This window comes from Deinococcus aquaedulcis (genome assembly GCF_019693445.1).
GTDB classification, from domain to species: Bacteria; Deinococcota; Deinococci; order Deinococcales; family Deinococcaceae; genus Deinococcus; species Deinococcus aquaedulcis.
On sequence record NZ_JAHRBL010000001.1, the window covers coordinates 186,744 to 199,192 of the forward strand.

The following is a 12,449-nucleotide window of genomic DNA, read 5'->3' on the forward strand; positions in this document are numbered from 1 at the left end:
GCCTCATGGCTCATGGCCCAGAGCCCCGACCCCCCTCAATGCACGTCCGCCACGCCCGCAAGCAGCCCGGCCAGCTGCTCCTTGGCGCGGAACACGCGGCTTTTGGCGGTGCCCACCGCCACGCCCTGAATCTGGGCAATCTCGTCGTAGCTCAGGTCTTCCACAAAGCGCAGCACCACGGCCTCGCGGTATTCGGCGGGCAGGCGCAGCAGGGCGCGCTGCACCCGGTCCTGGGCGTCGGCACTTTCGGCGGCCTGCACGGGTGAGCGTTTCTCGCTGGTGACCTCAAAGCCCACGTCTTCGCGGGCCTGTTCCAGCGAGAAGCGCTGCAACTGCTTGCGGCGGTGCGACTCGATCTGGGTGTTGCGCGCCACCTGATACAGCCACGGCAGCACCCGTTCGCCCACCCGGAAGGTCCGAATCGAGCGCCACGCGCGGTAAAAGACCTCCTGGGTCAGGTCCAGGGCGTCTTCGCTGTTGCCCTCTAGGCGGTACAGGTAGCCGTACATGCGGCCCTCGTACTCCTGCACAAAATCGAACCACGCCGCTTCCTCGCCCGCGCACAGCCGCGCGTACAGGTCAGGGGAGATCAGGTCGGGTGGAAATGACTCGGCGGGGTCCACAGTGGCTACACCATAGCGTGCCCCGGCCTCTGGCCCGCGCTGCCTTGCGGCGCCAGCGGTGCTCGCCGTGGCAGCAGGGCGCCAACTGCTCTAGCATGCGCGCACGTTGAGCCCTGTTCGTCCCGAAGTCCTGTCTGCCGCCCCGCCCGCCGCCTCCCTGGCCGACGCCCTGCGGCCCCTGCTGCCCGACCTGAGCGTGGGCGCCCTGCTGGGCTTTGCCACCGGCGTGGCCCTGCGCCACATTGGCCGCGTGGCCCTGATCGTGCTGGGCACGCTGTTCGTGGTGCTGCAACTGCTGGCCTACCTTGACCTGATCAGCGTGAACTGGCTGCGCCTTCAGGCCCTCACCGAACCGTGGCTCAGGCAGGGCCAGGAACAGGGCGGCGCGTGGCTGATGCGCGTACTGACCGCGAATCTGCCCTTCGCCGGGGCCTTCACGGCAGGGCTGCTGCTGGGCCTCCGCGCGCGCGTGTAAAGAGGTGATGGTTGATGGAGAACCGCTTTTTCCATCAACCATCACCTGTTGACCATCAACCCCTTACGCGCTGCTTCGGACGACCAGACGGGGCTCAAAACGGCGCGCCCGGGCGGGGCCCTTGTAGCCGTTCAGGCGGGTCAGGAGCAGCTGAGCGGCCTCATAACCCATGCTTTCCACCGGCTGGTGCAGGGTGGTCAGGCCGCGCGCCTCGGCCCAGGGCTGGTCGTCAAAGCCGATCACGCGCACGTCCTCGCCGGCCTTCAGGCCGCGCAGACGCAGCTCGTCCAGCAGGGCCCCGGCCAGCATGTCCGCCGAGGCGAAGATGGTGCAGGGCAGACCGCCCGCCTGGACCTGATCCAGCAGCGCGGAAGCCGTGTTGCGCGCCGCCAGCGAATCGAAGCTGGAGGTGTATTCGGCGGCGGGCGCGCGCCCGGCGGCCTGCAGCGCCCCCAGAAAGCCATTGCGGCGGTCTTCAAAAACGCGGGTGGTGAACAGCTGGTCCAGTTCGGTTTCCACCCACACCGCGTACAGGTCGCCGGGCAGGGTCACGGCGTATTCCCCGGCCATGCGCCCGCCCGCCACGTTGTCCATGAACGAGGAATCCACGTGTTCGGCGTAGGCGTCCACCAGCACGGTGGGCTGCTGGGTGCGCAGGCGGCGCTCGTGGAACATCTGTGTGAGGTTGTAGGTGGCCATCACCAGCCCGTCGGCCTGGTAAGCCAGGGTGTGCGAGCCCAGGTAGCGCTCCAGGCGCGAGCGGTCCAGCAGCGGGAAAATCGCCACGTCGTAGCGGGCCTCCTGAAAGGCAGTTTCCAGGCCGTCCAGCAGCCGCACGTAGAACTCGGTGGTCAGCACCGGCAGCAGCACGCTGATGGTGTAACTCTTGCCGCCCGCAATACGCCGGGCATGCGGGTTGGGCGTATATTCCAGATCGGCAATGGCCTTGAGCACGAGTTCGCGGGTGGCGCCCTTGACCGCCACGTGGTTGTTCAGCACCCGTGACACGGTGCCGACCCCGACCCCGGCCTGCCGGGCCACATCCTGAATGGTGGGTTTGCGCATGATTTGTTGCCCAGCATACCCTCTTTTTGGAAAGGGTTCCACAGGCCCTGGGCTCCGGTGCACTGGAACGGCAAAGGCGCCCCGGGGGACAAAGCGGCCCGGCGGCCCACCCTAGACTGACCCCCAGGTCGGCCGCGACCTGGAAGGAGTGCTATGCCTGTTCCCGCCCGTCTGTTCATCCTGCTGCTGGCGCTGTTGACCGCCTGCCGCCCGGCGCCCCAGGCCCAGGCGGGCCCCACCGCCACGCTGACGGTGGAAGCGGCGCGCGTGGTGGCCGTGCCCCCCAGCGTGAAGGAGACCAGCGTGTTTGGCACCCTGCGCAACCCCGGCGGGCGCCCCCTGCGCCTGACGGGCGTGCAGTCGCCAGCGGCCGACCACGCCATGCTGATGGTGACGCGCACCGACGCCCAGGGCCGCACCGGCATGCAGATGACCGACGCCCTGACGGTTCCGGCGGGCGGCGAACTGGTCCTGAGTGACACCGGCGATCACATCATGCTGATGGGCCTGCGTGCGCCGCTGCGCGAGGGCGAGCCCGTGGCCCTGACGCTGACCGACGACGCCGGCGGCACCCACACCCTGCAGGCCCCGGTGGTGAAGCCCTGATGACGGCCCCGGCCCACCCAGAAGGCGCGGCCGGGCCGGCCACGCGGCCCTGGTACGTGTCGGCGGGGCTGGCGCTGGCGGCGGTGGCGCTGCTGCTGGGGCTGGCCTGGGGCGCGGCGCGCCTGCGCAGTCCGTACCCCTTTTACGGCACGGCCTACCCGGCGGGCACCCAGGCGGCGCCGTTTCAGGGCGTGGCGGTGCAGGGCGGGGCGGCGCGGCCCTTCGCCTTCACCCCTGGGGCGGGCGGGCAGGCCACCGCACTGTTTTTTGGCTTTACCCACTGCGCCAGCATCTGCCCCCTGAGCCTGTCGTACCTGAACAAGGCGCGCGCCCTGCTGCCCGCTGAACTGCGGTCCAAACTGAATATTGTGCTGGTCAGCGTGGATCCCGCGCGCGACACCCCGGCGCGGCTGGGCGAATACGTGGGCTTTTTTGGCAGCGGCACGGGCGTGCGCATTCCTGAACCGGCGCTGGGTCAGGTGGCGCAGGCCTACGGCGTGGCCTACCAGAAGGCCGAGCTGCAGGGCGCGGCCTACCAGATCAACCACACCACGGCCACCTACCTCATTGACGCCCGGGGCCAACTGCGGGTGCTGTGGGACTACACGCAGCTGCCCCAGGTGGAGCGCGTGAAGGCCGATTTGCAATACGTGCTGGAGACCCCATGAGCCTGAACCCCACCGTTGCCGACTTGCTGTTGCCCCGCCCGGACTGGACCCTGCTGCCCATCCTGCTGGTGGGGGCCGCCTACGCCGCTGGCTTCGTGCGGGCGCGCCGGACTGGCACCCCGTGGCCGCTGTGGCGCGCTGGGCTGTTTGCCCTGGGGCTCGTGGCGTTGGTGCTGACCACCCAGACCCGCGCCGCCGGGCTGACCCAGGGCAGCATGGCGCTGTACATGGGCCGCCTGATGGTGCTGGCCGAGGTGGTGCCGCCGCTGCTGGTGCTGGGCCTGCCGCCCCTGGCGGTCAACCCGCGCGCTGTATTGGGCCGCGTGCTGGGGGTGCTGCTGGACCCCTGGGTGGCGCTGGCGCTGTGGACCGCCGTGATCGTGTTCTGGAACGTGCCCGCCGGGTTCAATGCCAGCGTGGTGTCCAATACAGCCGCGACCCTGTTGCCGAGCCTGTACCTATTGACCAGCCTGCTGGTCTGGAGCGTGGTGCTGCGGCCCCTCCCGTCGGTGCAGCCGGCCGGCGTGGGTTCGCGCGGGTGGTTTGGCCTACTGGCCGCCCTGCCCATGATGGCAGTGGCGAGCGTGTGGCTGTACGCCCCAAAAGTGCTGTACACGCCCTACGTGAACGCCCTGTGCCTGTGGAACCTTACGCCGCTGCAAAACCAGCAGCTGTCCGGCTGGATCATGATGCTGGCGGGCCTGCCGGCGCTGGCGCTGGCCTTTGTGCAGCTGTTTCTGTGGCTGGTGCGCCTCACCGAAGAGCAGGGCCTGCCGCCGCAGACGCCGCGCTGAGGGGCCGGGCACTGTTTTCGCTTCTCGCTCTGCGACGCCGCTGTTCCAGCCCGCTCGGTTGATCTCACAGCAGCTGCTAGTTCCACCCTGGGACCAGAGAACGGTCCCTCAATTCCACTTCCGCCGCTGTTGTGGCGGACACTCACTTCGTTCGCCCCAGGAGAGTTGAGGGGCATCGCCTCAACGCTCTTGGGTTCCGCTGTCAGGATCACCAGCGAGCGCCTTAACTTTAAGACCTCCTGAAGACCGCGCGGCGCCCCGCTGCGCGCCTGGGCCTGTAGCCTGGGTGGGCATGTATGACGTTCTGGTCGTTGGCGGGGGCCTGGCGGGGCTGACGGCGGCGCGCGCCCTGGACCGCGCCGGAAAGCGGGTGCGCGTGCTGGACGCTGCGCCGCAGGTAGGCGGGCGGGTGCAGTCGCGCGCCTTGGACGGCTTTACGCTGGACGCCGGGTATCAGGTGCTGTTTCCGGCCTACCCGGCAGTGCGGCGCTGGCTGGACCTGGACGCCCTGAACTTAGTGCCGCTGCCCCCCGCCGCCGTGATTCGCCGGGGCGCGCAGGCAGACGTGGTGGGCTGGCCGCTGGGTGACCCCGGCGCCCTGGGTGGCACCCTGCTAACCCGGGCCCTGAGCACCCGGGACAAGGCGCGGGTGCTGGCCCTGGCCCTGCGCCTGCGCGGCCCGGCGCCCTGGACCCTGCTGCGCGGCCCCGATGAACCCACAGAGGGGTATCTGCGCCGCTTTGGCTTCAGCGATTCGGCACTGGACCAGTTTTTCCGGCCGTTTTTTGGGGGCATCTTCCTGCGGCGCGACCTGAGCACCAGCGCGCGGCTGTTTCGCTATTACTTCCGCATGCTGCTGGACGGCGGCGCGGCGCTGCCGGCAGAGGGGATGGGGGCCCTCACCGCCCAGCTGGCCCAGGGCCTGAAGGTCACGCTGAACGTGCAGGCCCAGCGCCTGACCCCCCACGGCGCCTCTGTAACCGTGGGCACCACCGCCGGGGATCTGGAGGCCCGGCAGGTGATCGTGGCCACCGACCCCGACACCGCCGCCCGCCTGACCGGCGAGGCCACTGGGCGCGGGCACCTGAGCGGCACCTACCTGCACTACGCCGCCCCCGCCGCGCTGGACCGCGAGCGGCGCCTGCTGCTGAACGCGGCGGGCGGCCTGATCCAGAATGCCCACTGGCTGTCCAACGCTGTGCCGGGGCGCGCGCCCGAAGGCCAGCACCTCCTGACCGTCACCGTGCTGGGCCTGCCGGGTGCGGGCGATGACGCGCTGGACGCTCAGGTGCGCGGCGAACTGGCGACTTGGTACGGCGAGGCGGCGGTTCGTTCGCTGCGCACGCTGCTGGTGGAGCGCATTCACCACGCGCAGTATCCGCAGCCCCCCGAATACGCCGCCACGCTGGCCGGCCATGCCACCCGCTTAAGTGGGGTGCTGCTGGCCGGCGAGGTCACGGCCATGAGCAGCATTCAGGGGGCCATGGAAAGCGGCGAGAAGGCAGCGGCCATCGTGCTGGGCGACCCGGTGGGCATGAGCCGCCCCCGGGGAGCCTGAGATGACCGCCCGATTAGATCACCTCGTGGTGGCGGCGCGCACCCTGGACGAGGGCCGCGCGTGGCTGGAAGGCCGCCTGCGCGTGCCCGCCCAGCCCGGCGGCGAACACCCGCAGTTCGGCACCCACAACCTCCTGCTGTCGCTGGGCCCGGAGGCCTACCTGGAGGTCATCGCCGTGAACCCGCAGGCCCCGGCCCCCGGGCGCCCGCGCTGGTTTGCCCTGGACACCCCGGCGGTGCAGGAGCGGCTGTCTCACGGCCCGGCCCTGCTTCACTGGGTGGCGGCCGTTCCGGCGCGGCCCGTGGGCAGGGACGTGCTGGCCCTGTCGCGCGGCGAGCACCGCTGGACCCTGACCGTGCCCGAAGACGGCGGGCTGCCGGGCGGCGGCGTGGTGCCCTCGCAGATTCACTGGGAGACCCCGCCGCCCCCCACCCGCCTGCCGGATGTGGGGGTGCGCCTGGCCCACCTGCAGCTGGGCACCCCCGACCCGGACGCGCTGCGCGGGCACCTGCGGGCCCTGGCCTTTGCCGGTGAGGTGGAGGTCTACGAAGCCCCCCAGCCCGAACTGCGCGCGGTGCTGGACACCCCGCGCGGGCCTGTAGAGCTGTAGCGTCCAGGGGACTTAACGGGGTGGCCGGCCCGGGACCATGCGGGGCCGGCGCCGGTGCAGCAGCGCCGCCGCCACCAGCCCGCCCACGAACCCAAACAGGTGCGCTTCCCAGGACACCGCCGGGTTGGTGGGCAACACCCCCCACAGAATCCCGCCGTACAGCAAAAAGGCCACCACCGCCACCCCCATCGCCAGCGGCGTGCGCTCCCACCACCCTACGCCCAGCAGGTAGGCCAGCAGCCCGAACACCAGCGCGCTGGCCCCCAGATGCACGCTGCCGCCCCGTCCCAGCAGCCACACCAGGCCGCCCCCCACCACCACGATCACCAGCAGCGCCGCCAGAAAGCGCCAGGGTCCGCGCAGCGCGCTCATGAAGCTCAGGGCGGCCAGCGGCACGGTATTCGCCAGCAGGTGCCCGAAGCCGGCGTGCAGAAAGGGTGCTGTCAGGATGTGCCACAGGGCGCCGGGCTCGCGCGGCTGAATGCCGTAGTAATCCAGGCGGCCACCAAACACAAATAGGTCAGCTGCTTCCTGCACCCAGAGGCCGGTGAGAAGCAGGGTGGTGAGGCCGGTGGCGGGGAGGAGGCCGGACCGGGAGGCCAGGGTGCGGGGGGGAGGGGGGGGCCGCATGGGTTTAGCATGACGGAAAAGGGGGTGGGGGGCGTCGCTCCTTGGGGGGAGGTGGGGGCGGTGGTTGTTTCTTTTGGGGGGGCGGTGGCTTGGCCCGCGCTGGCCCCACCCCCCCTGCCCCCCTACCCCAGAGGGGCAGGGGGGAGCAGCGCTGCGCTAGGCAAGAGTTTCTACTGAAGTCGGCTGGGGTTGCTCTACTCGTTAACGTGTCCGGCTTCGACGCCGTCCGCTGGTAACGCGCAATGGCCCGCGCCCTTCGGGCACGACGGCCTCGTCTGGACCTGGGCGGTAGAGGGGCAAGAAGGCTTGGTGCGGCCCAGAAAGTTCTACTTTTGAAAAACACAACGGCCAAATGCCGAAGCTGCTTTTCAAAGTAGAACCTCGTGCCCTAAGCGTCCCCCCCCTCCACCCCTACGGGGCAAGCAACGGAAGCCGTCGTGCGCGCAGCGCGCGGGCGTGGGGCGATGGACGGAGAGGGGCCACGGCGTACACAGCGGGGCGAAGTCTGGCCGCCCCAAATCGTCAGTCAACGTTTGCCAGCGCAGCGCCGCTCCCCCCGTCCCCTCTGGGGATGGGGGGCTGGGGGGGTGGGGCAACCGCAGACAAACTCAACTGCCTTCAACCCTGCGCCCGCATCCACCCCACCACCCCCTCGACCGGCACCACCGCCACCACCCCACTGCGCCGAACCTTCACCTCCACCTGCCCCTGGGCCACCCCCCGCCCCACCGTCACCCGGTACGGCAACCCCAGCAGATCCGCGTCGGCAAACTTGACGCCCGCCCGCTCGGCACGGTCATCCAGCAGCGTGTCTATCCCAGCGGCCCGCAGCTGCCCATACAGCGTCTCGGCCGCCGCCCGTTGCGCACCGTCCTGCACGTCCACCACCACCAGATGCACCCGGTACGGCGCGATGGCCTCCGGCCACACCAGCCCCCGCTCATCGCACAGCTGCTCGGCCACCGCCTGGGCCAGCCGCGTGACCCCAATGCCGTAGCAGCCCATTTGGAACGGCTGCGCCTGGCCGCTGGCGGCCGTGAACGTAGCGCCCATCGCCTGCGCGTAGCGCGTGCCCAGTTGAAACACATGCCCCACCTCAATGCCGCGCGCCGCCTGCAGGGGCTGGGTGCCGTCATGCGCGGCCCCTTCGCCTGCGCGGGCCAACCGCAGGTCCACCACCTCCGGCAAGGCGTACTCGCCCCCGCCCGTCAGGGTCTGCCAGTTCGCGCCCGTCACGTGCCAGTCGGCTTCGCCCGCGCCGGTGGCAAAGTTGCGCAGCTCGGCGCCCGCTGCGTCGCACAGGCGCAGGAAGCCCGGGTGCAGGTCCGCCTGCTGGGCAATCAGGCCATCCGGCAGGTCCGGTGCCAGAAAACCCAGCGGCAGCGGCGCAGTGGCCCAGGCGGCGGTCCGGGTCACTTCCAGTTCAATCAGGTCGCCCGCCACCCGCGCCTGCACCGCGTTCCACAGCTTCACTGCATTCACCTGATGGTCGCCGCGCAGGCTCACCAGCACCGGGGTCAGGCGCCGCTGCCCCTCCTGCACACTCACTGCCTCATACAGCACGGTGTTCAGCAGATGGGCCGGGTCGCAGCCCAGCGCCGCGCAGGCCGCCGCCACCGTGGCTGCGCCCGGGGTGTGGTGCCGGGACAGCGTACCGAACGGGCTGGGCCGGGCCGCCTGCGCCCGTGAGACGGCGCGTTCGACGTTGGCGGCGTAGCGGCCGTCTTCCGTATACAGCACCTCGTCTTCGCCCACCGCGCTCAGGACCATGAACTCGCGGCTCTCGGCCCCGCCGATGTTCCCGCTGTCGGCCTGCACCGCCCGCCACGCCACCCCCAGGCGGCTAAGAATGCGGCCGTAGGCGGCGCTCATGGCTTCAAAGTGCTCGCGCAGGCTGGCTTCGTCGGCATGAAAGGAGTAGGCGTCTTTCATCACGAATTCGCGGGTGCGCAGCAGGCCAAAGCGCGGGCGCAACTCGTCGCGGAACTTGCGGCCAATCTGGTACACGCTGACCGGCAGGTCACGGTAACTGCGCGCCAGACCGCGCACCACGTCCAGCGCCACTTCTTCGTGCGTGGGGCCCAGGGCGTGCGCCCGGCCGGCCCGGTCGGTCACGGTGAACATGATCCCTTCGGCCTGCGTGTACGCCGCCCAGCGCCCGGAGGCGTCCCACAGGTGCTGAGGCTGCAGCACCGGCAGGCTCACCTCCTGCGACAGGCCGTCCAGTTCCTCGCGGATCAGGGCTTCAAGCTTGTGCATGGTGCGGGTCATCAGCGGCAGGTGGGCGTACAGGCCGCTGCCCACCCGGCGCACGTACCCGGCGCGCAGCAGCAGGCGGATACCCGGGGTTTCCGCGCCTTCCGGCGCCTCGCGCCACGTGCGGAACAGACTGGATTCAAGTTTCATGGGGCTCTCCCTTCGGGAAAGGGCCGCTGCGCCTGGGCCACAGAGGACCAGGGCTCGGCGGTGGTCATGACGGTGCAGGCCCCGCGCGTGGGCGAGGCAGCAGGCTTCACAGTGCAGGCGTCAGACCCCGAAGGGTGGCGGGAGCACGGGCAGGCCCGCCCCCACGCGCAGGGTCCTGTGCAGGACCGGCGTGGCGGGGAAACGCTGCTCGCTCATGGGGCCCAGGGTAGGGGAGGGGGCCAGGAAGGTCAAGGGAGGGTGTGGGCTGTGGGTTGTCGGTTGTGGGGCATGCGGGAGGGGCCGGGCACTGCGCAGTGTTGGCGGCCGGGAACAAAAGAAGCCGGGGCAGGTCCGCCCCAGCTTTCTTCGGATTCTGCGGGTGAGCAGGGCAGCGGGCCCCGTTTTTCCCACAACCCACAACCTACCCCCCACAACCCCTGTTACACCTGCGCCTTCGCCTTCAGCGCCCCTTTCTGCTGCAGGTATTCCGCGATCTGCACGGCGTTCAGGGCCGCACCCTTGAGCAGCTGATCGCCGGCCACGAACAGCTCAATGCCGCCGTCGAACACCAGGGACTGGCGAATACGGCCCACCTCCACGTCGTACTTGCCGCTGGCGGTCAGGGGCATGGGGTAGAGCTTCTCGGCGGGGGTGTCGCGCACCTCCACCCCGGCCGCCTGGGCCAGCAGCGCGCGCACCTCTTCGGGGGTGGCGGGTTTTTCGAGTTCCAGGGTAATGGCCTCGCTGTGGGTGCGCAGGGTGGGAATGCGCACCGCCGTGCACGAGATCTTCAGCGACTCGTCCCCGATGATCTTGCGCGTCTCCCAGGCCACCTTCATCTCTTCCTTGGTGTAGCCGTTGTCCTGGAAGGCGTCGATGTGCGGGATCACGTTAAAGGGAATGGGATGGGCAAAGACCTCGGCGCCAGCCTCCTGGCCATGCAGGACCTTGTGGGTTTCCGAGAGCAGTTCGTCCATGCCCTTGGCGCCTGCGCCGCTGGTGGCCTGATAGGTGCTGACAATCATGCGCCGCACGCCGTAGGCCCGGTGAATGGGCGCCACCGCCACCACAGCAATGGCGGTGGTGCAGTTGGGGTTGGCAATGATCCCCTTGTGCCCCAGCGCGGCCTCCCCGTTCACTTCCGGCACCACCAGGGGCACCTCTGGGTCGTAGCGGAAGGCGCTGGAGTTGTCGATCACGAGGGCGCCGCCCGCCACCCAAGCCGGGGCCTTTTCCTTGCTGATGCTGCCGCCCGCCGAGGCCAGAATCACGTCGGCGTCAATGGCGCCGTCGGGCGTGACCTGCACGGTCAGGTCCTGGCCCCGGAACGGCAGGGTGCTGCCCGCACTGCGCGGCGAGGCGTAGAGCAGCAGTTCGTCAAACTGCAGCGTGCTTGTTTCCAGCACCTTCAGAAGCTCGTGGCCCACCGCTCCGGTTGCTCCGACAATTGCTACGCGCATATGCACCCCTTCAACAAAAATCCGCCGTGCGTGTCTCGCAGGCGGTCCACAACGACTGGCCGCGCCTCTAGGGCGTCATGGTGGTCGTGCGGGTCGTCATGGGTCCCAGGGTAGGGGCTGGGGGGGTGGGGGTCAAGGGTGCGGGGCAGACAGCTTGGGCGGGGCGCCTAACGCTTCTTGCGCAGAAAACTCAGCCAGCCGGCGCGTTCGGGGGCGCGGGCTGGGGCAAAATCCTCCATGCGAATCTCGGCTTCGGGGTGGGGGGCCGCCTCCCAGCCGTAGGCGGTGGCGATCAGGCCGCCAAAGCGTCCGGCGGCATACAGGGCGTGCTCGCGCTCCTGTTCCTCGGTCATGGCCCGTGGATCGGCCAGGGCCTGCAACATGGCCTGCAGGCTCTCGTCGTCGCAGGCCCACTGGCCCTGGGTAAACACCGCTTCCTTGCCGTACACGCGAATCCTGGCCGACATCCCTTCCCCCTGCACGTCCCCGGCCCCTTGGCACCGGGCCCTGTGTTGTGTGATGCGAAGCAGCATAGCGCAGGGGGGCGTGATCTGTGGAAGGTGATGCGGGGTGGGCCGGTTCAGGGCAGAAGGTGGGGCCGGCTACGGGGCCAGCGGCGGGCGCGCCGTCAGGAGGTTGGCGGCCTCCGTGTTGGGTGCCCGAAGGGCCCAGAGGTGACGCTGTGGGCTGGCCCCACGCGCTACCCCTTCTTGTCTTCTGTTTTCTCGCCAAAGCGCCGCTCGGTGCCGGCCTGCAACCGGCGCACGTTGTCGCGGTGCTGCCAGATCAGCAGGGCGCTCAGGCCCGTGATGACCAGTCCCAGCCACAGAGGCCCAGCCACGAAACACACGAAGGCGGCCGTGACCGCACCCAGAATGCTGCCCAGCGACACAAAGCGGGTCAGCCACACACTCAGCAGGAACAGCAGGGCCGCGCCCAGACCGGCCACGGGCAGCAGGGCGGCCATGGTGCCAAACGAGGTGGCCACGCCCTTGCCCCCCCGGAAGCCCAGAAAGGGGCTGAAGTTGTGCCCCAGCACGGCGGCCACGCCGCACGCGGCCATGGCCGGCTGTCCCAGCTCCAGCAGGCCCGCCAGCCCCACCGCCAGCGCGCCTTTCAGGATGTCGAAGACGGCCACTGCCAGCCCCGGGCCGTTGCCCAGGGCCCGCTGCACATTGGTGGCCCCGCTGTTGCCACTGCCCACCTTGCGGATATCCACCCCACGCGCACGCGCCACCCAGGCCGCCGCCGGAATGGCGCCCAGCAGGTAGGAAAGAAAAACCGTCAGCACGGCAAGCAGGCTCACGGGCGCATGATAGGGGATGGGCCCCGCTTGGACCGACTCCACAGATGAGGGCCGCGCCGCGTGGGGGCGCCGCGTGCGCGCGCATTGATTTTCTGCACCCAACCCGCTAGGCTGCTGTGCGCTGGAACGGTGTCCGAGTGGTTGAAGGAGCACGCCTGGAAAGCGTGTATAGGTGCAAGCTTATCGAGGGTTCGAATCCCTCCCGTTCCGCCAACATGGCGCCTCTCTCGGGGGGCGCTTCGTCCTTT

13 protein-coding genes and 1 tRNA gene are annotated in these 12,449 nt (G+C 69.9%); 7 read left to right on the forward strand and 7 right to left on the reverse strand.

Annotation, left to right across the window (positions count from 1 at the left end; translation table 11 throughout):
• Positions 1-35: 35 nt before the first annotated feature.
• A complete protein-coding gene (locus KMW22_RS00905; RefSeq protein ID WP_328774546.1) occupies positions 36-623 on the reverse strand; it encodes an RNA polymerase sigma factor in 588 nt (195 codons plus the stop codon).
• 106 nt (positions 624-729) lie between these two features.
• Here KMW22_RS00905 and KMW22_RS00910 point away from each other — a divergent pair, with 106 nt between their 5' ends.
• Positions 730-1,098, forward strand: a complete 369-nt coding sequence (locus tag KMW22_RS00910) for an FUN14 domain-containing protein (RefSeq protein WP_224606442.1) — start codon at positions 730-732, stop codon at positions 1,096-1,098.
• A 63-nt stretch (positions 1,099-1,161) separates the two neighbouring features.
• On the opposite strand, the gene KMW22_RS00915 is transcribed toward KMW22_RS00910, so the two are convergent.
• On the reverse strand, positions 1,162-2,163 hold the full coding sequence (locus KMW22_RS00915) for a LacI family DNA-binding transcriptional regulator (protein ID WP_221088128.1): 1,002 nt from the start codon (positions 2,161-2,163) through the stop codon (positions 1,162-1,164).
• A 153-nt stretch (positions 2,164-2,316) separates the two neighbouring features.
• Between KMW22_RS00915 and KMW22_RS00920 the strand changes: the two genes are divergently transcribed.
• From KMW22_RS00920 to KMW22_RS00940, 5 genes are all read left to right on the forward strand, one after another.
• Positions 2,317-2,769, forward strand: a complete 453-nt coding sequence (locus tag KMW22_RS00920) for a copper chaperone PCu(A)C (protein ID WP_221088129.1) — start codon at positions 2,317-2,319, stop codon at positions 2,767-2,769.
• Positions 2,769-3,437 (forward strand): SCO family protein, encoded by a 669-nt coding sequence (locus tag KMW22_RS00925; RefSeq protein ID WP_221088130.1) that lies wholly within the window; start codon positions 2,769-2,771, stop codon positions 3,435-3,437. The genes KMW22_RS00920 and KMW22_RS00925 overlap by 1 nt, the downstream gene beginning before the upstream one ends.
• Positions 3,434-4,231 carry a cytochrome c oxidase assembly protein gene (locus KMW22_RS00930; RefSeq protein WP_221088131.1) on the forward strand — a complete coding sequence of 266 codons (798 nt, stop codon included), beginning with the start codon at positions 3,434-3,436 and terminating at the stop codon, positions 4,229-4,231. The genes KMW22_RS00925 and KMW22_RS00930 overlap by 4 nt, the downstream gene beginning before the upstream one ends.
• A gap of 292 nt (positions 4,232-4,523) precedes the next feature.
• Positions 4,524-5,789, forward strand: a complete 1,266-nt coding sequence (locus tag KMW22_RS00935; protein ID WP_221088132.1) for an NAD(P)/FAD-dependent oxidoreductase — start codon at positions 4,524-4,526, stop codon at positions 5,787-5,789.
• Position 5,790: 1 nt separating this feature from the next.
• Positions 5,791-6,399 carry a VOC family protein gene (locus KMW22_RS00940; protein ID WP_221088133.1) on the forward strand — a complete coding sequence of 203 codons (609 nt, stop codon included), beginning with the start codon at positions 5,791-5,793 and terminating at the stop codon, positions 6,397-6,399.
• 12 nt (positions 6,400-6,411) lie between these two features.
• Here the strand turns inward: KMW22_RS00940 and KMW22_RS00945 are convergent, their stop codons facing one another.
• The 5 genes from KMW22_RS00945 to plsY all read right to left on the reverse strand — a co-directional run bounded on the left by KMW22_RS00945 (position 6,412) and on the right by plsY (position 12,201).
• Positions 6,412-7,029, reverse strand: coding sequence for a rhomboid family intramembrane serine protease (locus tag KMW22_RS00945; RefSeq protein ID WP_221088134.1), 618 nt, complete (start codon positions 7,027-7,029; stop codon positions 6,412-6,414).
• A gap of 618 nt (positions 7,030-7,647) precedes the next feature.
• Positions 7,648-9,435 carry a proline--tRNA ligase gene (locus tag KMW22_RS00950; RefSeq protein ID WP_221088135.1) on the reverse strand — a complete coding sequence of 596 codons (1,788 nt, stop codon included), beginning with the start codon at positions 9,433-9,435 and terminating at the stop codon, positions 7,648-7,650.
• Between the two features lie 440 nt (positions 9,436-9,875).
• Positions 9,876-10,895 carry an aspartate-semialdehyde dehydrogenase gene (locus KMW22_RS00955; RefSeq protein WP_221088136.1) on the reverse strand — a complete coding sequence of 340 codons (1,020 nt, stop codon included), beginning with the start codon at positions 10,893-10,895 and terminating at the stop codon, positions 9,876-9,878.
• A 167-nt stretch (positions 10,896-11,062) separates the two neighbouring features.
• Positions 11,063-11,362, reverse strand: a complete 300-nt coding sequence (locus tag KMW22_RS00960; protein ID WP_221088137.1) for a hypothetical protein — start codon at positions 11,360-11,362, stop codon at positions 11,063-11,065.
• Positions 11,363-11,595: 233 nt separating this feature from the next.
• On the reverse strand, positions 11,596-12,201 hold the full coding sequence (gene plsY, locus KMW22_RS00965) for a glycerol-3-phosphate 1-O-acyltransferase PlsY (RefSeq protein WP_221088138.1): 606 nt from the start codon (positions 12,199-12,201) through the stop codon (positions 11,596-11,598).
• Between the two features lie 123 nt (positions 12,202-12,324).
• Between plsY and KMW22_RS00970 the strand changes: the two genes are divergently transcribed.
• A tRNA-Ser gene (locus tag KMW22_RS00970) sits at positions 12,325-12,414 on the forward strand.
• The last annotated feature ends 35 nt before the right edge of the window (positions 12,415-12,449 follow it).